This is a genomic window from Conservatibacter flavescens (assembly GCF_002795425.1).
GTDB classification, from domain to species: Bacteria; Pseudomonadota; Gammaproteobacteria; order Enterobacterales; family Pasteurellaceae; genus Conservatibacter; species Conservatibacter flavescens.
This window is the reverse complement of the sequence record NZ_PHHA01000018.1, coordinates 1-22953: the sequence shown is the minus strand read 5'-3', so window position 1 is coordinate 22953 and position 22953 is coordinate 1. Positions and strand designations below refer to the sequence as shown.

The following is a 22953-nucleotide window of genomic DNA, read 5'->3' as shown; positions in this document are numbered from 1 at the left end:
TTAGCCTTTTGTTGTTAACCACTGTTGTTGAAGTGCGGTCAATTTTTTACGATTTTCTAACCAACGTGGCGCACACTCTAATTCAGCCCAAGATAAGCTCTTGCGCTTAAACAAAGCAGCCAAACGTTTAGCCCTTAATGCTGCTTGTTCGACACTTTCTGTGGGATTAAAATGATCAAGTACTTGAACTACACCTGCCCGTTCATTACAAAGCAATAAAATATCACAACCGGCCATAAAGGATTTTTCACAGCGCGCAACAAAATCCCCCATAAAGCCCGCGCCTTTCATGCCCAGATCATCTGAAAAAATCACGCCTTGAAAACCTAGCTGTTGACGTAATACTTGCTGGAGCCAATAGACTGAACCACTTGCAGGCTGTGTATCACATTGCGTATAAACCACATGAGCAGGCATCACCGCATCAAGCATATTCTGCGCAATTAGCTGTTCAAATGGCTTCAAATCTTGCTGAAAAATAACCGCACTTTCTCGATCATCAAATGGGGTTTCTAGGTGAGAATCCGCAAGCACATGCCCATGTCCAGGAAAATGCTTGCCCGTTGTGGCCATTCCCATTTGTTTCATACCATAAATAAATGCACTTGCTAACTGAATGGCAGGATCTATATCGCGATGAAAACTACGATCGCCAATCGCTCGACAAACATGCCCTAAATCCAATACTGGCGCAAAACTCAGATCGATATCCAATGCGATCATCTCTGCCGCCATTTGCCAACCGGCTTCCGTTGCCATCATTTTTTGTTGCATAGGATCGGAAATTAGCTCGGCAAACGCTTGCATAGCTGGCAGTTGCGTAAATCCCTCTCGAAAGCGCTGTACTCTTCCCCCTTCCTGATCAACGGTAATTAATAACGGTTTTTTTACTCGTTGACGAATAGATTGAATCAAAGCCTGTAATTGGGCGCGATCATGAAAATTACGGCTAAATAAAATTAACCCCGCAACAAGGGGATGCTCTAATAATTCAACCTCTTCTTGCTGCAACGTCTGGTGTTCAATATCAATCAACAAAGTGGACATAAATCATTATTCTCATTCATAAAAAATTGCGCATATTTTAGCAGATATTCTCCTATTTCTCTAAAAATAGAAAAATTTAAAAAAATAATTTTTTGCTTGACAGAAGTTGTTTTTTTTTTGAATAGGAGGATTTTTATTAAAACTGAGGAAACAACAATGAAACTCAAAAAAACATTTTTGGTTATGGCGCTAAGTGTTTTAGTTGCCGCTTGTCAAAGTAGTGATCAATTTGTCTATCCGACAGAAAAAGAAACCGAACGAACATACACAACCGACACTTGGGAGGGACGTTGCGTATTGTATTTCGATCATCGCTACCATAAAGAATCGCTCAACGCCTGCCAAAAAGCCAATAGCAAAAACCCTGATGTACAAATTATCTTAGCTAATTTTTATCTCAGAGGCATCGCAGATCACAGCTTAAAAAATCCAGAAAGAGCCCTAGCAATCTATGAATACTTAAGCCAACAAGGTTATGGTCGAGCCACTAATGGAATTGGATTGTATTATCAAGATAAAGGCGATTATGCCAAAGCGCGCCATTATTATGAATTAGCCGCCCGCAAAGGCAATCCCATCGCTCAAAGTAATTTAGGCTATATGTTTCGTGATGGACAAGGTGTAAGCAAAAATCAAGCCCTCGCAAACCGTTATTTTGAAGCCGCTGCTGCGCAAAATAGTGCTAGCGCTCAATTCGCTTTAGGCTGGCAGCATGAAAATGGTAATGGCTATCGCCAAAGCTATGTTAAAGCACGTGAATACTATGAACTTGCCGCGAAGAAAAATCATTCTATGGCATTAAATAATTTAGGTGTAATGTATGAAAAAAATCGTGGTGGTGAACATAACTTAACAAAAGCGATGGAATTATATAAAAAAGCCTACAAATTTGATTCTAACAATGATACAGCTTATCGAAATATGAAACGCTTAGAACGTCAAGGTTATAAATAAAATCAAGTGCGGTGAAGTTTTCACCGCTTTTTTATTATTACATAGTATTAATGGGTTCTTTGCTCAGTGAGATATAAACGATAATTCACACTTTGCGCTGTTGGACGCTGTAAAGGAATATCATAGCGTTGTTTAGGCGTTAAACTTAAAGCATGCCATGCTTCCGGTGTTTGATAATCGGCTAGCTGTGTGACACCTTGCTTATCATACCAAGTGAGTAAATAGCGCAATGAAACCATACTTTCCGTTTTATTTTTCACATATGCGCCATTTTGCGATGCGCCCACATCAACAAGTGGATCTAATTCAGCCGTAATATTGACAATCGGACTGTCTGTATGCACTAAGTTTGGCTTTGGGCTGGAACAAGCGGCCAAAAGTGCGGTCAACATAATTAGAAAAATGGATCTTTTCATATTATTTCGCCAACATTTTACCAAGGGGTTCACCACCAACAAGATGCATATGTAAATGAAATACTTCTTGCCCTCCGTGTTGATTGCAGTTAACAATCAAACGATAACCATTCTCCGCAATCCCCTCTTCTTTCGCTAATTTTGCCGCAACGGTAAACAAACGCCCAAGACTGAGCTCATCTTGTTCCGTTACATGATTTGCTGTTGGAATTAATTTATTGGGAATAATCAGAATATGCGTATTTGCTTGTGGCGAAATATCACGGAATGCCGTCACTAATTCGTCTTGATATAGGATATTTGCAGGAATTTCTTTACGTATAATTTTGCTGAAAATGGTTTCTTCTGCCATAACTCGCCCTTATAAAATGAGATAAAAATAGATTACTCTTTGTAACAGAAAATGGCTTAAATAGCAATTTTCAACATTACTTGATCTGGATCAATAAACTACGATTTCCTACCTCTTTAAGTGTAAACAACCCTGTTATTGGCGAGAAAAAGACCTTATAATTAACAAAAAGTACAAAATATAAAAAAAATTTGAATCACCATTTGTAAGGATTCATGCCCACATGAGAACTGACGACAATTCGCAAAATACGATGTTAACGCCAACACAAATAGCGCAACTTGCTGAAGATATTGGTGTATACAAAGCAAGCAAAAAACAATTTTACTCTTTCCTTTCCGCTATTCCGGCTGGCGCTTTTATTGCCATTGCCTTTGTTTTTTATACCACAACTCAAACAGGCGCAAACGGAGTCTCATGGGGATTATTAAAACTCGTTGGCGGTATTGTATTTTCTTTAGGCGTTATCATGGTCGTCGTTTGTGGTGCTGAACTTTTTACCTCCTCAACCATGACCTTAGTCGCAAAAGCCAGTGGCCGAATCAGTTGGACACAGTTATTACGCAATTGGTGTGTGGTTTATTGCGGAAATTTTATAGGTGCAATATTCATCGTACTACTCACATGGTTTGCCGGGCAAATCATGGCCGCTGATGGCCAATGGGGGTTAACCATTTTAAAAACGGCACAGCATAAGATTCACCACACTTGGGTGGAAGCCTTTGCCTTAGGCATTTTTTGTAACATTATGGTTTGTATTGCCGTATGGATGACTTATGCTGGCAAAACCCTAACAGACAAAGCATTAATTATGATTTTACCTATCTCAATGTTTGTTGCTTCAGGCTTTGAGCATAGCGTAGCAAATATGTTTATGATCCCGATGGGGATAATGATCTCTCAGTTCGCAGATGCTGAATTTTGGCAAACCATCGGACTAAATTCTGAACAATTTAAGGATTTAGATGTCTATCATTTAGTCATACGAAATCTAATTCCAGTTACTTTAGGCAATATTTTAGGTGGCGGTTGTTGTGTTGCTTTAGGGCAATGGTATATCAATCGTCCCCATTAATTTGGAAAAAGATGTGGTTTTTGACCGCACTTTTGTACTATTTTTATTATCAATAGAAGGAATATATCAACATGACTCAATTAACTGAACAGCAACAACAAGCATGGTCTGGTTTTGTCGGCGGTGATTGGCAAAATGAGGTTAATTTACGTGATTTTATTCAGAAAAATTACACGCCGTATGAAGGTGACGAATCTTTCCTGGCTGAAGTTACACCTGCTACTTCAACACTGTGGGAAAAGGTCATGGAAGGGATCAAGGTAGAAAATAAAACTCATGAACCTTATGATTTTGATACCTCTAATCCATCTACTATTACCTCTCATGCACCAGGCTATATCAATAAAGATTTAGAAAAAATTGTTGGCCTTCAAACTGATGCACCATTAAAACGCGCGATTATGCCATTTGGTGGGATTAAAATGGTTGAGGGTTCATGTCAAGTGTATGGCCGTCAATTAGATCCAGAAGTCAAAAAAATCTTTACTGAATATCGTAAAACCCATAACCAAGGCGTGTTTGATGTCTATACTCCTGATATTTTACGCTGCCGTAAATCCGGTGTGTTAACTGGTTTACCTGATGCTTATGGTCGTGGTCGTATTATCGGTGACTATCGTCGTTTAGCTGTCTATGGTGCTGATTTCTTAATGAAAGATAAAGTCCGTCAATTTAATTCATTACAAGGGAAATTAGAGGCAGGTGAAGATATTCAAGCCACAATCCAATTACGTGAAGAAATTGCGGAACAACACCGTGCATTAGGCAAAATTAAAGAAATGGCTGCGAGTTATGGTTTTGATGTTTCAGGCCCAGCGACTAACGCTAAAGAAGCCGTACAATGGACATATTTTGCTTATCTTGCAGCTGTCAAATCACAAAACGGTGCGGCAATGTCATTTGGTCGCGTATCTTCATTCTTAGATATCTATATCGAGCGCGATTTAAAAGCAGGCAAAATCACTGAGCAAGAAGCACAAGAATTAATCGATCACTTAGTCATGAAATTACGTATGGTGCGCTTCTTACGTACCCCTGAATACGATCAATTGTTCTCTGGAGACCCTATTTGGGCAACTGAAACCTTAGCGGGTATGGGGTTAGATGGTCGTACTTTAGTGACAAAAACCAGCTTCCGTTTCTTGCACACGCTCTATACAATGGGTCCGTCACCAGAGCCAAACTTAACAATTCTTTGGTCTGAACAATTGCCAGACGCATTTAAACGCTATTGCGCTAAAGTATCCATTGATACCTCTTCTGTACAATATGAAAATGATGATTTAATGCGCCCTGACTTCAATAACGATGATTACGCCATTGCTTGCTGTGTATCTCCGATGATTGTGGGCAAACAAATGCAATTCTTTGGTGCGCGTGCTAACTTAGCTAAAACCATGCTTTACGCTATCAACGGGGGCGTTGATGAGAAAAATGGTATGCAAGTTGGACCAAAAACTGCGCCAATCACCGATGAGTATTTAAATTTCGATGACGTGATGACCCGCATGGACAGCTTTATGGACTGGCTAGCAACTCAATATGTCACTGCATTAAATATTATCCATTTTATGCACGATAAATATGCTTATGAAGCCGCGTTAATGGCATTCCATGATCGCGATGTATATCGCACAATGGCTTGTGGTATCGCTGGGCTTTCCGTCGCAGCCGATTCACTTTCTGCGATTAAGTATGCAAAAGTTAAGCCGATTCGTGGTGATATTAAAGATAAAGATGGTAATGTCGTTGCTTCAAATATTGCTATTGATTTTGAGATCGAAGGTGAATATCCACAATTTGGTAATAACGATAACCGCGTAGATGAAATTGCATGTGACCTAGTCGAACGTTTCATGAAAAAAGTGCAAACACACCCGACTTACAGAAATGCAGTACCGACCCAATCTGTATTAACGATTACATCAAATGTCGTCTATGGTAAAAAAACAGGTAACACACCTGATGGCCGTCGCGCGGGCGCACCGTTTGGACCAGGTGCAAACCCTATGCACGGTCGTGACCAAAAAGGTGCGGTTGCCTCATTAACTTCGGTCGCTAAATTGCCATTTGCTTATGCGAAAGACGGTATTTCTTATACTTTCTCTATCGTACCAAATGCGTTAGGTAAAGATTACGAAGCACAAAAACGCAATCTTGCTGGTTTAATGGATGGTTATTTCCACCACGAGGCAGAAGTCGAAGGCGGTCAGCACTTGAATGTTAATGTAATGAACCGAGACATGCTATTAGATGCGATGAATAATCCTGAGAAATATCCTCAATTAACGATTCGTGTTTCTGGTTATGCTGTGCGGTTTAACTCTTTAACTAAAGAGCAACAACAAGATGTCATTACCCGTACTTTTACCCAAAGTATGTAATTTCACAAAACTTTATTAAAATAAACCGCTCTTTTAGGGCGGTTTTTTTTTAAAGGAGATAAAACATTGGATTTTGTTATTCTGCGATTATTTTATATTAGAAGATCTATTTATCACATAAGACTTTTTCAGGTAAAATAACCTCAGTTAAACATCTTTTTGATTGAGGTTATTATGTCTGCAGTGGGGAGAATCCATTCTTTTGAATCGTGTGGTACGGTCGATGGTCCAGGTATTCGATTTATCTTATTTTTGCAAGGCTGCTTAATGCGCTGTAAATATTGCCATAACCGTGATACTTGGGATCTACATGCTGGCAAAGAAATCACTGTTGAAGAATTAATGAAAGAAGTTGTCACTTACCGTCATTTTATGAAAGCCTCAGGCGGAGGAGTGACGGCCTCAGGTGGTGAAGCTATTTTGCAAGCCGAGTTTGTGCGTGATTGGTTTCGTGCTTGTAAAGCGGAAAACATTCATACTTGCCTAGACACAAATGGCTATGTGCGCCGCTACGATGCGGTAATAGACGAATTACTTGATGTCACTGATATTGTTTTACTGGACCTAAAACAACTCAACGATGACATACACCAAAACCTCATCGGTGTGCCCAACAAACGTACCCTAGAATTTGCTAAATACCTACAAAAACGTAATCAGCCTACATGGATCCGTTATGTCGTTGTGCCTGGCTGGACAGATGATGATGATTCAGTACATCGTCTAGGCCAATTTATTGAAGGTATGACAAATATAGAGAAAGTAGAATTATTACCTTATCACCGATTAGGTGCACATAAATGGGAAGCACTTGGTCAAGAATATGAACTAGAAGATGTGAATCCACCCACCAAAGATTCCCTTGAACATATTAAATCCATTTTGGAAAGTTATGGGCATTCAGTGAAATACTAACAAAAAATGGGCAGATTAAATTGATTAATTTGCCCATTTCAACTTTCAAGCTGTTGTTTTGCTCGCTTCTTCTGTTCACGACGTTTTTGAAAAAAAGTACTCAGTTTTTGACCGCACTCTTCTGACAACACGCCACTACTAATTGCTATAGCATGATTCATTTTGTAGTCTTCAAAAAAGTGAAAACGCGATCCTACAGCTCCCGTTTTATAATCAAAAGCACCAAAAACTAAACGTTTCACGCGGCTATGTAAAATCGCACCAGCACACATAGTGCAAGGTTCCAACGTCACATATAAGGTTGTATTAAGTAAGCGATAATTTTGCAACTGTTTGGCCGCTGCACGTAGGGCGATAATTTCAGCATGCGCAGTAGGGTCAGAATGCGAAATGGATAAATTCCACCCTTCCCCAAGAATTTCCCCTTGCTCATTCACTAAAACAGCTCCGACGGGGATCTCTCCCGCTTGCTCAGCTTTATCTGCGAGCATAAGAGCATAGCGCATAAATTTTTCATCTAAATCTGACCGCACTTTGTCTCCCTTGGATAGTTAGGCAATAAAACGGGCAAGCTAAGCTCACCCGTATACTTATCAATTTAGCAGAAAATTATCCTCTTCCACGAGAACGACTGCCTTTACGCTCGCCTCTTGGACGTTCGTTAAAACCACGCTCATTAAAAGTGCGGTGCTTTTTATCATTAAATTTGCGCTCACCACGCTCTCCTTTTCCGCCTCGACGCTCATTGCGTTCAGCACCACTATGGCTACGCACATCGCTAACAAAGGACATTTGCATTGGTTTATTTAATACGCGAGTTTTACCAAACATCTGTAGTAATTCTTTTGGCATGCCTTGCGGTAATTCAATGGTCGAATAATCATCGTACAATTTGATATGCCCAATATAACGACTGTTGATATCCCCTTCATTTGCAATCGCGCCCACAATATGTCGGACTTCCACACCATCTGCTCGACCAATTTCAATACGATATAAATCCATCGGCTGCGGATTACCATAACCACGACGTTCTGCTGAACGTGAGTTTTCACGTTCTCTACGGTCTCGTCTTCCTCGTTCTTCAGTACGTTCCCGACGAGGTTTAACGATAGGATCCGGAGGTAAAATCATTTTTTGTTTACCTTGCAATAACATCATCATCGCAGCGGCAATATCTTCTTGCGATTGATCTGCAGTAAACATATCTTCTAACAAGCTACGGTACAACTCTAAGTCATGATGTTCTAGTTGTTTCGTAATTTTTTCTTGGAACTTCTGGCGACGAGACTGCTCTAACACGAGATGATTCGGTACATTAACCTCATCAATCGGTTTTTTCATTAGGTGTTCAATATTCCGTAATAAACGACGCTCACGTGGTTCAACAAATAATAATGCTCGCCCTGCGCGTCCTGCTCGCCCTGTACGCCCGATACGATGAACATAAGACTCTGCATCAAGTGGAATATCGTAATTCACCACTAAACTAATACGCTCAATATCAATTCCACGTGCCGCGACATCGGTTGCAACAACAATATCTAAACTACCACTACGTAAGCGTTCTAGGGTTTGTTCACGTAATTGTTGGGTCATATCACCATTTAATGCGGCGCTACGGAAACCATTTTTATCTAATAATTCCGTGACATCTAATGTACCTGTTTTGGTACGCGTGAAAATAATAGCGGCATCAAAATCTTCCACTTCTAAGAAACGTAGCAAAGCTTCATTTTTACGAAATCCCTCTACTTTCCAATAACTTTGAGTGATATCAGGCGCAGTACGCTGAGTGGCTTGAATTTTCACTTCTTGTGGATTCTGCATAAAACGCTTGGTAATACGACGAATAGGTTCTGGCATAGTTGCAGAAAATAAGGCTGTTTGATGTTGTTCTGGTAATTCAGCCATGACCGTTTCAACGTCATCAATAAATCCCATGCGCAACATTTCATCGGCTTCATCTAATACAATAAAGCGCAACTCTGATAAATCCAATGTACCACGACGAATATGATCTAAAATACGTCCAGGCGTACCTACAATAACTTGCGCGCCCTGTTTCAACGCACGCAATTGAATATCATAACGTTGACCACCGTAAAGGGTCACAATGTGAATACCTTTAGCATTTTTAGAAAAGTGTTCACAGGCATCCGCAACTTGAATTGCTAACTCACGAGTAGGCGCCATTACTAGCATCTGTGGATAACGTTCGTCAGGATTAATTTGCGCCAATAATGGCAAAGAGAAAGCGGCTGTTTTTCCGCTTCCCGTCTGAGCCATTCCTAAAACATCTTGCCCATTTAATAAATGTGGAATGCAAGCTTGTTGAATGGGTGAAGGTGTTTCAAAACCTAAATCTGAAACAGCAGAAAGAATGAATTCAGGCAAGCCTAATTCACCAAAAGTGATTTTTTTGTCAGTCATGTAAAATACTCGAAAATGAGAAAAGAAGTGCTCAATACACCTCAATTCAGGTATAAAAAAACGTTGTTATTGTTGAACAACAGCCTGTTCTGTCGATATATCTCTTAAACGAGATAATTCAAACAGCGCAAAACGATACTCAACAAAGTTATATACCCGATTTGCCATTGCAAGCTTAAATAGCGTCTTTGCCTCGTCAATATGGCCTGTATTGAGTTTTTGTTTTGCTAGATAAAAATAAGTTTCCGTTAGAATTTCAGGATAATTTGCTGGAGACTCTTTTTCAATTTTCTCCATGCTTTGTTTTAACTGTGCTAACGAAAGATTACCCAAATAGTATTCAACAATTTGGGAACCCCAATATTCGCGAGAAAGCCCTTTAGCTCGTTTCGCTAGGTTTTGTTTTGCCTCATTCGGTTTAAATTCAATTTCATTTAAATATAACCATAACGCTCGATAAGGATCTGTTTGATCTTGTTGGAAAAAAGTTTCCAAATCTTGCTGAGCTAAGTTATATCGTTTTGTATAATAAAAATTTAATCCACGGTTTAGGTGGGTATATTCATAACTTGGGTCCAGTTCAAAAACCGCATTAAAAGCTTCTAATGCCCCTTCATAATCTTCATCAAGTAATAAATATAAACCAAGATAGTTATAAACCGCTGCCATTTTAGGCTGTAGAGCTAAGGCATGAGTAAAGTCATAACGAGCTAGCGCCCAGAGTCCCAAACTATCGTATAAGACTCCTCGCTCAAAATGCAATCCTGCACGCTCTTCTTTACTTAATTGTCCTACCAATAATATTTGGCTAATACGCACTATCATCACTTCTTGATCAAAATGAGAATTTGGCTGCTGCTCGGCTAGCATTAAATTATTTTCTGATACTAATTCTCTACTGGAACTGTTTACACAGCCAGATAACAATAGAATAATGATAAAACTTGGTAAGAGAACCACAAAGTTGAATAACTTAGTGAGCTGTGCCATCTCTGATAAGCCTTAACGAAGCATGATATTATTAATAGATAGGATTTTATCGTCCATAGTCTCTAGTATATCAGATACTATGGACGAATTACACAGATTATTCTTGTTCTTCCACAACAACGTCAGCTGCTGTTTCCGTTTCAGAAGTCTCTTTCGCCGCCAGTTCTTTCATGGTTAAACGAATACGACCTTGACGATCAATTTCCACCACTTTTACTGTCACTTCTTGACCCACTTGTAGATAATCAGTCACTTTTTCAACACGCTCTTCTGCAATCTGAGAGATATGAACCAAGCCTTCTTTGCCACCAACAATAGCCACAAATGCGCCGAAATCTGCAATACGTGTGACTTTACCTTGATAAATGGCACCCGCTTCTACTTCTGCAACAATATCTTCAATACGTGTCATCACAGCTTTTGCCGCATTGTTATCTACAGCAGCGATTTTCACTGTACCATCATCTTCAATATCAATTGATGTGCCGGTTTCTTCAGTTAATGCACGGATTACCGCGCCACCTTTACCGATAACATCCTTAATTTTCTTCGGATCAATCTTCATAGTATGAATACGTGGTGCAAAATCTGAAATCTCTGCACGTGGCGCAGAAATAGCTTGCTCCATCACACCTAAGATATGTAAACGTGCTGATTTAGCTTGGTTTAATGCAATTTGCATAATCTCTGCTGTAATGCCTTCGATTTTAATATCCATCTGAAGTGCAGTGACACCCGTACGCGTACCCGCAACTTTGAAATCCATATCACCTAAGTGATCTTCATCGCCAAGAATATCAGACAATACCACAAATTTATCGTCTTCTTTCACTAGTCCCATCGCGATACCTGCTACTGCAGATTTAATTGGCACACCAGCGTCCATTAAGGCAAGTGAAGCGCCACACACAGAGGCCATAGAAGAAGAACCGTTTGATTCGGTAATTTCAGAAACAACACGTACAGTATATGGAAATTCTGCTAAGGTTGGCATCACTGCAGCCACCCCGCGTTTTGCTAAACGACCATGTCCAATTTCACGACGCTTTGGAGAACCGATCATGCCAGTTTCTCCTACTGAATATGGAGGGAAATTATAATGGAATAGGAAATGATCTGCGCGCTCTCCGGTTAACTCATCAATAATTTGCGCATCACGTTCAGTTCCTAAAGTGGCTACTGCAAGTGCTTGGGTTTCACCACGCGTAAAAATCGCTGAACCGTGAGTACGTGGAAGTACACCAGTGCAAATATCTAAAGCTCGTACAGTATCCACTGTTCTGCCATCAATACGCGGTTCACCCGCTAAAATTCTGCCACGTACGACCGCACTTTCTAATGAAGTAATAATATCAATAATTGAAGCTTCACTCACGGTTTCATCTTCCGCAGTCAATTGTGCAATCACATCAGCCTTAATCGCATCAATTTGCTCATAGCGTACCTGTTTTTCAGTAATGCGATAAGCTTCCCCCAAACGGGTTTCCGCTAAGGCTTTGATTTTATCAATTAATGTTGTATTTGGTTCAGGGGCAACCCAATCCCAACGCGGCTTACCTGCTTCTGCAGCAAATTCTTTAATCGCGTTCACCACCACTTGTTGCTGCTCATGACCAAACACCACAGCAGCAAGCATTTGTTCTTCAGTTAACACATCTGCTTCTGACTCAACCATTAATACGGCCTTATCAGTACCTGCTACAACAAGATCTAAACGGCTAATCTTCTGCTCTGCCATTGTTGGATTTAAGACAAATTGATCATCAATAAAACCGACACGAGCAGCACCAATAGGCCCATTAAATGGAACACCTGAAAGAGAAAGCGCCGCCGAAGCACCAATCATAGCCACTAAATCTGGACTAATTTGTGGGTTTACAGAAACCACAGTCGCGACAATTTGAATTTCATTATAAAATCCTTCTGGAAACAATGGGCGAATTGGACGATCAATTAAACGCGCAATTAATGTTTCGCCTTCTGAAGGACGACCTTCACGTTTAAAAAATCCGCCAGGAATACGGCCTGCCGCATAAGTTCTTTCTTGGTAATTAACGGTTAACGGGAAGAAATCCTGCCCTTCTTTTACCTCTTTTTTCGCCACGACTGTCACAAAAACTGTCGTGTCGTCCATACTTGCCATTACCGCAGCTGTTGCTTGACGTGCAATTGCACCCGTTTCTAAAGTTACAGTATGCTGACCATACTTAAATTGTTTCACAATTGGAGTCACAATGTTTCCTTTTTATAAATTAATAAAAATATTCACTCGTTCCTAAGAACATAACTAACTATTGTTTTATTCTAATTGCGACTAGCAAAAATATTCTGCATTGTTCAAAACATTTTTGATAGCCGCACGCCAATAGAGATAAAACTCAACTATTATACTCAGGTTTTAAGGGAAAACCTATTTTTATTTTTCCTTAATTCCCATAAAAAAATAAAGGCATCCCATAAGAGATGCCTTGCTGTCATTCAAACATTATTTTTTCTTTTTCGCTTTTGGATTCGGTAAATCCGTAATTGAACCTTCAAATACTTCAGCGGCTAAACCAACTGACTCATGTAAGGTTGGGTGAGCATGGATAGTGAGCGCTAAATCTTCTGCATCACAACCCATTTCAATAGCAAGGCCGATTTCGCCTAATAATTCGCCACCATTAGTCCCGACAATTGCGCCACCAATAACACGATGCGTATCTTTATCGAAGATTAATTTCGTCATACCATCTGCACAGTCAGAAGCAATTGCTCGACCTGATGCCGCCCAAGGGAACTTAGCCACTTCGTAGTTAATACCCTCTGCTTTACATTCTTTCTCTGTTTTACCTACCCAAGCAACTTCTGGTTCAGTATAAGCAATCGAAGGAATCACTTTTGGATCAAAATAATGCTTCATGCCTGCAATCACTTCAGCTGCTACATGACCTTCATGAACGCCTTTATGTGCAAGCATCGGTTGTCCGACAATATCACCAATTGCAAAAATATGTGGCACATTTGTGCGCATTTGTTTATCTGTGCGAATAAACCCACGCTCATCTACTTCTACACCCGCAGCATTAGCATCAATTAATTTACCATTTGGTGTACGGCCAATAGCAACTAATACCGCATCATAACGACGTGTTTCTGTTGCAGCCTTGCCTTCCATTGATACGTGAATACCATCTTCTTTTGCTTCAACCGCAGTAACTTTGGTTTCTAACAATAAACTAAATTTATCTTGAATGCGTTTAGTATAAATTGCAACAATATCTTTGTCTGCCGCCGGAATAACCTGATCAAACATCTCGACAACATCGACTTTTGAGCCTAAAGCGTGATATACGGTTCCCATTTCAAGACCGATAATTCCGCCCCCCATAATCAATAGATTTTTTGGAACTTCACGTAATGCAAGTGCATCTGTCGAATCCCAAATACGAGGGTCTTCATGTGGAATGAATGGTAGCTGAATAGGACGTGAACCCGCTGCAATAATCGCGTTATCAAATTTAATAACTGTTTCGCCATCTTCTCCTGCCACAACAAGGGAATTTGGACCGGTGAATTTTCCGTAGCCATTAACAACTTGCACTTTACGCTGTTTAGCCATTCCAGCTAAACCACCAGTCAATTGACCAATAACTTTTTCTTTCCACCCACGAATTTTATTAATATCGGTTGTTGGCTCACCAAATACAATACCGTGATGCGCTAAAGATCTTGCTTCTTCAATAACCTTAGCCACATGCAATAACGCTTTAGATGGGATACAACCTACATTTAAACAAACACCACCTAAGGTCGAATAGCGTTCAACAATGACTGTGTCTAAACCTAAATCTGCGCAACGGAATGCGGCTGAATAACCTGCCGGACCAGCCCCTAAAACAACAACTTGAGTTTTAATTTCTTTGCTCATTTTCTTTCCTCGTAAAAATTTTGCAATTTTCTACCGCACTTTTACTGAATATTGCGAATAATTGTTGGGCAATATTGCCCAACAAGATAGGATTACATGACTAAGCGACGTAAATCGCCTAATACACCATTGATGAACGTTAAGAAACGCGCACCATCTGCACCATCAATAACACGATGGTCGAATGATAATGAAACCGGCAACATTAGACGCGGAGTAAATTCTTTACCATTCCACACAGGTGCCATTTCTGATTTTGATACACCCAAAATCGCAACTTCCGGCGCATTAACAATCGGAGCAAAATGGGTTGTACCTAAACCACCGATACTTGAAATGGTAAAACAACCACCTTGCATATCTGCTGCTGTCAATTTGCCTTCACGTGCTTTCTTAGAGACTTCCATTAGTTCACGAGAAAGTTCAATAATACCTTTCTTATTAACATCTTTGAACACTGGCACAACCAATCCATTTGGTGTATCTACAGCCACACCGACATTGATGTACTTTTTCAAAATTAAACGTTGCGCATCTTCGGTAATTGAGCTATTGAAACGAGGGAATGCTTCTAAAGCTTTCGCTACCGCTTTCATAATGAACACAACCGGTGTAATTTTCACACCTAATTTTTGTTTTTCTGCTAAGACATTTTGCTCTTTACGGAACGCTTCTAAATCAGTAATATCCGCACGATCAAAATGTGTCACATGAGGAATCATTACCCAGTTACGATGTAAATTTGCACCTGAAATCTTATTAATACGGCTCAATTCAACTTCTTCAATTTCACCAAATTTGCTGAAATCAACTTTTGGCCATGGTAACAAGCCTAAACCAGCGCCATTCGCTGCGCCTGTTCCAGCGGTTGCACCACTTTCAAGCGCATTAACGGCTGCTTTCACGTAAGCTTGAACATCTTCTTTTAAAATACGCCCCTTACGACCTGTTCCTTTTACTTTATCTAAATTTACGCCAAACTCACGAGCTAAACGACGCACCACCGGCGTAGCATGAGCAAAAGTTGTCGCCGACGTTACCTCTGCCTGGTTTCCTGCTGGCGCAGCTTTAGCCACTGGTGCAGGTGCCGCACTAGCTGGAGCAGATGTTGTCGCTTGTGCTGGAGAAGCTGCAGGCGCTTTACCCGCAACTTCAAAACGCATAATAAGCGTTCCTGTCGCAACTTTATCACCTGATTTGACTAAAATTTCAACCACTTTACCCGCAAACGGCGCTGGCACTTCCATAGAGGCTTTATCGCCTTCAACAGTAATTAATGATTGTTCTTCTTCAATGCTGTCACCGACTGCAACCATGATTTCAGTCACGTTTACTTCATCGCCACCAATATCAGGTATATTCACATCTACAACACCACCACTTGTCTCTGGCGCTTCAGCCGGAGTAGCTGTTTGAGCAGTCGCAGCAGGGGCGCTAGCGCCTGCAATTTCAAACTTCATAATTAATGAACCGGTTGATACTTTATCCCCTACATTAATTAAAATTTCTTTTACCACACCCGCTTGTGGAGCAGGCACTTCCATAGAAGCCTTATCACCTTCTACATTAATAATAGATTGTTCCGCTTCAACACTATCGCCTACTTTCACCATAATTTCGGTGACATTGACCTCATCTCCTCCTATATCAGGAACATGAATTTCGACAATGGCTGAACTTGTGCTAGCCGCTGCTGATGTTGATGATGCTTCTGCTTTTGGCGCTTCTTCAGCTGCCGCTCCAGCAGAGTCTAATACTAACATCGGTGTACCCGTTGTCACTTTATCACCAACTTTGACTAAGATTTCTTTGACGACACCCGCTTCTGGTGCTGGCACTTCCATTGACGCCTTATCACCTTCAACATTGATAATACTTTGATCAACCTCAATCGTATCACCAACTTTCACCATAACTTCTGTCACAGTGACTTCATCACCACCAATATCTGGGATTTGAATTTGTTTTGACATATTTTTACCTTCTTAATTTCAATAAGGGCGTCACTAAACGCCCTTAATAAGATTATGCGAACAATGGATTTACACGATCTGTGTCAATACCGTATTTAGCAATCGCTTCAGCAATTACTTTCTTCTCAACTTTACCTTGTTTAGCCAATTCAGATAATGCAGCAATAACCACATAATGCGCATTGACCTCAAAGTATGTACGTAAATTCTCACGGCTATCTGATACACCAAATCCATCTGTACCAAGTACATGATAATGCTGTGTTGGTAAAAAGGCACGAATCTGCTCAGCATATAGTTTCATATAATCTGTTGCAGCTACGGTTGGTTTATCATTCAATACTTGTGATGCATAAGGAACACGTGGAGTTTCTGTCGGATGTAACATATTCCAACGAACAGCATCTGCCCCTTCTCTCGCCACCTCAGTAAATGATGGAGCGCTAAATACATCGACTGTTAGGCCATAATCATTAGCTAAAATTTGTGCAGCCTCACGTACATGGCGGAAAATCGCACCTGATCCCAATAATTGAATATCAGCTTCACCTTTACCAACCGTTTCAAACTTATAAAGCCCTTTACGAATACCTTCTTCTGCGCCTACTGGCATAGCTGGCTGATCATAAGTTTCATTCAATGTTGTAATATAGTAGAAGACATTCTCTTGTTTTTCACCATACATACGGTTAATACCATCTTGCATGATGACTGCAACTTCATAAGCATAAGCTGGATCATAAGAAATACAATTCGGAATCACTGAAGATTGAATATGGCTATGACCGTCTTCATGTTGTAACCCTTCTCCATTCAAGGTAGTGCGGCCCGATGTTCCACCAATCATGAAACCGCGTGCTAATTGATCGCCCGCAGCCCACATCATATCTCCTACACGTTGGAAACCAAACATAGAGTAATAGATAAAGAATGGGATCATTGGTACATTATTGACAGAATAAGACGTTGCTGCAGCTAACCACGAAGCGGTTGCGCCTAACTCATTAATGCCTTCTTGTAACACTTGTCCATCGGTTGCCTCACGGTAATAAGCCACAAGATCTTTATCTGATGGAACATACTGTTGACCATGAGGGTTATAAATCCCTACTTGACGGAATAAGCCTTCCATACCAAAAGTACGTGCTTCATCTGCCAAAATTGGCACAATATTTTTACCAATATCTTTATTTTTCAACAATGTATTCAAGAAACGAACAAACGCCATTGTAGTTGAAATTGGACGAGCTTGCTCTTCTAATAATTGAGAAAACTCAGATAACTCTGGCACTTTAAAATCAACAGTAAAATTCGGTAAACGTGCTGGTAAGTAGCCATTTAAAGCATTGCGACGGCCGTGTAAATATTTATACTCTTCAGAATCTTCTGCAAAAGTAATATATTCATAATTTTCCACTTGCTCATCTGTTAATGGCAACTTAAACCCATCACGGAATCCTTTAAGACTTTCTAAGGACATTTTTTTCGATTGGTGAGCAGTATTTTTACTTTCCGCTTCAGGAATTTTATAACCTTTTACTGATTGAATTAACAATACTACCGGTTTGCCCGCATTTTGTGCTTTGGTAAAGGCAGCAAACATTTTCTTAGTATCATGTCCACCGCGTTTTAATTTCCAAATTTCCTCATCAGTCATATCGGCAACTAATGCCGCAGTTTCAGGATAACGACCAAAGAAATGCTCACGAATATAAGCACCATCTTTTGATTTAAAGGTCAAATAGTCACCATCAACCACTTCCATCATGAGCTGAGCTAATTTACCAGAAGTATCTTTCTCAAATAATTTATCCCAACCGGATCCCCAAAGTACTTTAATGACTTCCCAACCAGCACCGTTAAACAGGCCTTCTAGCTCCTGAACAATTTTACCATTACCATTAACAGGGCCATCTAAGCGTTGTAAGTTACAAGAAACGACGAAAATTAAGTTATCTAAGCCTTCACGGGCAGCAAAAGTCAATGCACCTTTTGACTCAATTTCATCCATTTCACCATCACCTAAAAAGGCATAAACTTTTTGATCTTTCGTGTCTTTTAGGCCACGATTATCCAAATATTTTAAGAAACGTGCATTGTAGATAGCATTAACCGGTCCCAATCCCATTGAGACGGTAGAAAATTGCCAAAATTCAGGCATAAGTTTAGGGTGTGGATAAGAAGAAAGACCATTAGCAAATGCTTCTTGACGGAAATTATTCATTTGCTCTTCAGAAATACGTCCTTCAACAAATGCACGAGCGTAAATACCCGGTGCAGCATGACCTTGGAAGAATACTAAATCCCCGCCATTTTTATCCGTTGCAGCTTTGAAAAAATGGTTAAAGCACAATTCATACATTGTTGCTGCAGATTGGTAGGTAGATAAGTGACCGCCTAAGTCAAGATCTTTTTTCTGACCACGTAATACCGCCATAATCGCATTCCAACGAATTGCAGAAGTAATACGATTTTCAACATCTAAGTTACCTGGATATTCTGGCTGAGCAGAAGGGGGAATTGTATTTACATAGTCAGTTGTTGTTCCTGTTGGCAAAGATACCGCTTGGCTACGTGCGCGCTGCATTAATTCTTTAATAATAAATTGCGCTCTTTCTGTCCCCTCTTCACGAATAAGAGAGTCAATAGCCAATAGCCAATCATTTGTTTCGATTGGATCTACGTCATTTTTAACCATATCTGACATGGGCTTTTCCTTTTTATTAAGTTAAAAGTTCAGTTTAATCACTCATCTGATTAAACGCGGATAAATACCAAATTTGTGTATCGCTTATTTCATTCCATCTTTTTTACTTTTAGCTAAAAAGTGCGGTCAAAAATCAGCATAAATTTGTTTGCTAAATGAATTTAACAAATTATATAAATTTTATTAAATTCTTTGAAATAAAGATAGAAGATTTTGCCACTAAAATAACAAATTTCACATTTTTTGTCTATTTTTATCCAAATAAAGCCACTTTGTGTTTGTAAAAAGAAAATTCACATCACCACTATGCATATCACTAGACATTTCACATCGCTTGGCTGCATTTTTGGTCAAATTTTCTCTTAAAAATTTACTGATTATTCACATAAATAATCTAAATAATCGCTGTTTTTATAACAAAAAAGATAAAATTTGCGACTAAGATCACAAAAACAAAATAAGTTGATGGATTTATTTTTATTTAGCTTTACTTCAATGGTATAAATTTTATCAGATTTGCAACAGAGGAGTTTTATTATGCAAATGAACAAAAACATCGAATCAATTTGTAAAACTTTTACCACACTGGTCGGAAAAGTTACCGCGAAAAAACTGTTTTTAGGCTACGGCCTATACCACAGTGAATCTTTGATGTTTGGCATTTATCACTGTGATACAGACCGGCTTTTTATTCGAGCTGAATCTGACAGCCTAGTTAAATACATTAAATCTCTAGGCGCTAAACAATGGATAAAGGGTGAACCTACATCAGCCATCTCATATTATTACTCTGTTCCCGAATCGATTAAACAAAATCACCATCTCTATCAACGCGTCCTTATTGCTTCTATTAGTGAACTTAAAGAGAAACGTACGCTCGAAGAACTGAATCGAAAAAATAGATTACGAGAAATGGTCAACTTCTCCCTAAAACATGAACGATTATTAGCAAAAGTTGGCATACCTGATGTCAAAACATTCCGTTCTGTGGGCCCTATTACTACCTATGTCCGATTAAAAAAGAAAATGCTCCCAATTTCAAAAAAATTCTTTTGGGTGTTAGTGGGTGCGCTTAAAAATAAGCTTGTCGAGGCATTAACTGAAAATGAAAAGAAAGCAGCCTTAAATATGTTAAATAAGGCTTTAATTAAAGAAGGGCTCAAACCTATACGATTTAAGGAAAGCAAATAAACATGCTAAACACGACGTCTATATTTTACAAACCTAAGTTACAACCGCTGTATAAGGAGTGATTATGCAAATGAACAAAACCAATCAAGATACCGAAGTTATTCGTAAACATCTCACTACCCTAATAGGAAAAGTCACCGCTAAAAAACTATTTTCAGGCTACGGTTTATTCTATAGCGAATCATTAATGTTTGGCATTTATCATCATAAAACCGATCAGTTTTACATTCGAGCAGAGTCAGATAGCCTAGTTAGATATATAAAATCACTCGGTGCTGAACAATGGAGCAAAGGAGATCCCCCAATAATCGTCCCAAATTATTACCTCCTTCCAAATTCAATCAAACAAAATCACCATGTATACCAACGCATTCTTATGGCTTCAATCGATGAACTCAGAGACAAACGAAATATTGAAGAGTTAAGTAGGAGAAATAGATTACGAGATATGCTTAATCTTTCATTAAAATATGAACGATTATTAGCAAAAGTAGATATTCCTGACGTGAACACACTGCGTTCTGTCGGTGCTGCTGGTGCGTATGTTCGTCTAAAAAAACAGGATTTTCCTGTTACAGAAAAATTATTTTGGCTTCTTGTCGGCGCGCTAAAAAACAAGCCCGTCGAATTATTGACAGAACAGGAAAAGAAAAGTGCACTTAACGCATTAAATCATGCTTTAATTGCAGCGGGGCTACCTCCTATTGAACCACAAGAATAGCGCTCAAACTGATGATGACCTCTATTTTTAACTCTTAAAATTTTAATTATAGAGGTTCAATGCTAGGGATTGCACAACAGCATTCCAAGGTACATTTAGATGGAGCTAAATGGTAGCCATATTATTGTGGCTACCATGTTTTACTGATACAAGGCTATTTAGGTATAGGAGATTACACAATAACAATCTGTACGCAAAACGGATGGGTTGTTATTGCTTCTTTTTCCTTATACGACAACTTCTAGCTAGTAATTGTTTTTCAGGATTATTAGCTACTGCTCTTTTTATTAAAAAACCTTTACAAGCATAACATTACGACTTTTATTTAATCTATTGTGATTATTTAATTTTCGCTTTAGTTCACTAAATAATCCTTCCAACCTATTTGTTATCCTTACAATATTCAAGTCCACATACTTTTCAAAGGTAAACAAATATTTTTCATAGTATTTTAAACTGGCTAAAGACTCCTCTAATATTTTTATGTTTACAAGGAAAACAACTTCTTTCATTACATTTATCTGAGCATTTGTTTAAAAAATCTTGATATTTTAAATACCAGTGATATAAACGGCAATGAAATTCATTTTTTGAACTCTCTTTTAATGTTTTTACGATGATTTTTAATTTATTTCCCGCCACAGATTTATGCTTTTTTCTTAGTTTTATCATCACAACAGCTACCATATAAAAAAGCACATTTGTGTGGGAATATTAAATAGATCTTTCAATAACCTCTTACAATCGTTACAATTAACCAATTGAATAAAAAGACTTTTTTCTAAATCAATTCAGTGCAAGCTGATAGTATTCATATCGTTCTGTCCTCACAATTTGATGATAGATTACCTTTTCGATTATGCTATCTATCAGCACGAGAACACCAAATTCACGCCCAAAGAAAATGGTATCCATAATAATATTAAGAGTATTTAAAATAGGTGTTTTTAAAACTACTTTAGGCGCTTTATCAATATATCTTTGAATAGTTTTAACCGAGCATTTAATATTTAACAACAAGTTCTTGATAGGTTTGTTTTTCTTGAGAAGAATCAAACCAAATATCGACAGGATTTAATTTTATTTGGAAGATAAATGTAGCTAGCTTTCAAGGCTAGGGCTATCTTTCCTAGCCAAGCATGAAACATAACAGCATATCTGCACTGATCGCAGACTTCCTATTTAATAAACGAGAAAGCGTTACACGGTTTACGACATACCTGGGCAAGCTGGCACCGTTCAAAACGGCACACCCTAATGGCATTAAAAGAGTTAGGCGGCTAGGAAACTGTAGAAATGGTAAAAAACGCTATACCCACTTAAACGCTAGCCACTTACTAAACTATGCAAATGTGGGAACGTTTTGGGAACACTCTGCTATAAATCGGTTTGGATTGGTAGCAGAAAATGAGGCAATAACAGAAATATCAGGCAACAAAAAAGCCGTAAGTTATTGATTTTAGGAAATAAACTTACAGCTTATTGGATTATCTAAATGGCAGGGGCGGAGAGGCTCGAACTCCCAACACCCGGTTTTGGAGACCGGTGCTCTACCAATTGAACTACGCCCCTAAATAAGATTGGCGGAATGGACGGGACTCGAACCCGCGACCCCCTGCGTGACAGGCAGGTATTCTAACCAGCTGAACTACCACTCCGCTAAATTTGAATTGGCAGTGACCTACTCTCACATGGGGAAGCCCCACACTACCATCGGCGTAACAGCGTTTCACTTCTGAGTTCGACATGGAATCAGGTGGGTCCACTGCACTATTGCTGCCAAAAATTTTGATATTTTATGAGCCCACTTTTATTAAATAAGCTTATAAAATACTACCTGGCGGTGACCTACTCTCACATGGGGAAGCCCCACACTACCATCGGC

Annotated in this window: 16 protein-coding genes, 2 tRNA genes, 1 rRNA gene and 1 pseudogene; 7 read left to right on the top strand and 13 right to left on the bottom strand. The window is 39.3% G+C overall.

What is annotated here, in order from left to right; all coding sequences use genetic code 11:
• Positions 1–1047: a beta-N-acetylhexosaminidase gene (gene nagZ / locus CVP05_RS07245; RefSeq protein ID WP_100288904.1), complete on the bottom strand. Its 1047-nt coding sequence runs from the start codon at positions 1045–1047 to the stop codon at positions 1–3.
• 156 nt (positions 1048–1203) lie between these two features.
• Here nagZ and CVP05_RS07240 point away from each other — a divergent pair, with 156 nt between their 5' ends.
• Positions 1204–2001, top strand: coding sequence for a tetratricopeptide repeat protein (locus CVP05_RS07240; protein ID WP_100288903.1), 798 nt, complete (start codon positions 1204–1206; stop codon positions 1999–2001).
• Between the two features lie 47 nt (positions 2002–2048).
• Here CVP05_RS07240 and CVP05_RS07235 read toward each other — a convergent pair whose 3' ends face one another.
• Both CVP05_RS07235 and hinT read right to left on the bottom strand, forming a co-directional pair.
• Complete coding sequence (locus CVP05_RS07235; protein ID WP_100288902.1) at positions 2049–2417, bottom strand: YcfL family putative periplasmic lipoprotein; 369 nt, start codon at positions 2415–2417, stop codon at positions 2049–2051.
• A 1-nt stretch (position 2418) separates the two neighbouring features.
• Positions 2419–2769, bottom strand: a complete 351-nt coding sequence (gene hinT / locus CVP05_RS07230; RefSeq protein WP_100288901.1) for a purine nucleoside phosphoramidase — start codon at positions 2767–2769, stop codon at positions 2419–2421.
• A 223-nt stretch (positions 2770–2992) separates the two neighbouring features.
• Between hinT and focA the strand changes: the two genes are divergently transcribed.
• The 3 genes from focA (at position 2993) to pflA (ending at position 7143) form a co-directional block, all read left to right on the top strand.
• A complete protein-coding gene (gene focA / locus CVP05_RS07225; RefSeq protein WP_100288900.1) occupies positions 2993–3844 on the top strand; it encodes a formate transporter FocA in 852 nt (283 codons plus the stop codon).
• A gap of 71 nt (positions 3845–3915) precedes the next feature.
• The gene (gene pflB / locus CVP05_RS07220; protein WP_100288899.1) at positions 3916–6228 is read left to right on the top strand and encodes a formate C-acetyltransferase; all 2313 of its coding nucleotides are present in this window, start codon (positions 3916–3918) and stop codon (positions 6226–6228) included.
• 174 nt (positions 6229–6402) lie between these two features.
• Positions 6403–7143 carry a pyruvate formate lyase 1-activating protein gene (gene pflA, locus CVP05_RS07215; RefSeq protein ID WP_100288898.1) on the top strand — a complete coding sequence of 247 codons (741 nt, stop codon included), beginning with the start codon at positions 6403–6405 and terminating at the stop codon, positions 7141–7143.
• Positions 7144–7181: 38 nt separating this feature from the next.
• Here pflA and tadA read toward each other — a convergent pair whose 3' ends face one another.
• The 7 genes from tadA to aceE form a co-directional block, all read right to left on the bottom strand.
• Positions 7182–7676 carry a tRNA adenosine(34) deaminase TadA gene (gene tadA, locus CVP05_RS07210; RefSeq protein ID WP_279324785.1) on the bottom strand — a complete coding sequence of 165 codons (495 nt, stop codon included), beginning with the start codon at positions 7674–7676 and terminating at the stop codon, positions 7182–7184.
• 76 nt (positions 7677–7752) lie between these two features.
• Positions 7753–9576, bottom strand: a complete 1824-nt coding sequence (locus CVP05_RS07205; RefSeq protein WP_100288897.1) for a DEAD/DEAH box helicase — start codon at positions 9574–9576, stop codon at positions 7753–7755.
• 66 nt (positions 9577–9642) lie between these two features.
• Complete coding sequence (gene nlpI / locus CVP05_RS07200) at positions 9643–10566, bottom strand: lipoprotein NlpI (RefSeq protein ID WP_100288896.1); 924 nt, start codon at positions 10564–10566, stop codon at positions 9643–9645.
• A 97-nt stretch (positions 10567–10663) separates the two neighbouring features.
• Positions 10664–12799 (bottom strand): polyribonucleotide nucleotidyltransferase, encoded by a 2136-nt coding sequence (gene pnp, locus CVP05_RS07195; RefSeq protein WP_100288895.1) that lies wholly within the window; start codon positions 12797–12799, stop codon positions 10664–10666.
• 252 nt (positions 12800–13051) lie between these two features.
• Complete coding sequence (gene lpdA, locus CVP05_RS07190; RefSeq protein ID WP_100288894.1) at positions 13052–14476, bottom strand: dihydrolipoyl dehydrogenase; 1425 nt, start codon at positions 14474–14476, stop codon at positions 13052–13054.
• Positions 14477–14568: 92 nt separating this feature from the next.
• A complete protein-coding gene (gene aceF / locus CVP05_RS07185) occupies positions 14569–16449 on the bottom strand; it encodes a pyruvate dehydrogenase complex dihydrolipoyllysine-residue acetyltransferase (RefSeq protein ID WP_100288893.1) in 1881 nt (626 codons plus the stop codon).
• 52 nt (positions 16450–16501) lie between these two features.
• The gene (gene aceE / locus CVP05_RS07180) at positions 16502–19156 is read right to left on the bottom strand and encodes a pyruvate dehydrogenase (acetyl-transferring), homodimeric type (protein ID WP_100288892.1); all 2655 of its coding nucleotides are present in this window, start codon (positions 19154–19156) and stop codon (positions 16502–16504) included.
• A 537-nt stretch (positions 19157–19693) separates the two neighbouring features.
• Between aceE and CVP05_RS07175 the strand changes: the two genes are divergently transcribed.
• The 3 genes and pseudogenes from CVP05_RS07175 to CVP05_RS12865 form a co-directional block, all read left to right on the top strand.
• Complete coding sequence (locus CVP05_RS07175) at positions 19694–20347, top strand: TfoX/Sxy family DNA transformation protein (protein ID WP_100288891.1); 654 nt, start codon at positions 19694–19696, stop codon at positions 20345–20347.
• 64 nt (positions 20348–20411) lie between these two features.
• A complete protein-coding gene (locus CVP05_RS07170) occupies positions 20412–21068 on the top strand; it encodes a TfoX/Sxy family DNA transformation protein (RefSeq protein WP_100288890.1) in 657 nt (218 codons plus the stop codon).
• 1203 nt (positions 21069–22271) lie between these two features.
• Positions 22272–22525: pseudogene (locus CVP05_RS12865) on the top strand (site-specific integrase); the annotation flags it as partial.
• A 39-nt stretch (positions 22526–22564) separates the two neighbouring features.
• Here the strand turns inward: CVP05_RS12865 and CVP05_RS07155 are convergent.
• The 3 genes from CVP05_RS07155 to rrf form a co-directional block, all read right to left on the bottom strand.
• Positions 22565–22640, bottom strand: a tRNA-Trp gene (locus CVP05_RS07155).
• A 9-nt stretch (positions 22641–22649) separates the two neighbouring features.
• Positions 22650–22726, bottom strand: a tRNA-Asp gene (locus CVP05_RS07150).
• Positions 22727–22736: 10 nt separating this feature from the next.
• Positions 22737–22852, bottom strand: a 5S ribosomal RNA gene (rrf, locus tag CVP05_RS07145).
• Positions 22853–22953 lie beyond the last annotated feature (101 nt).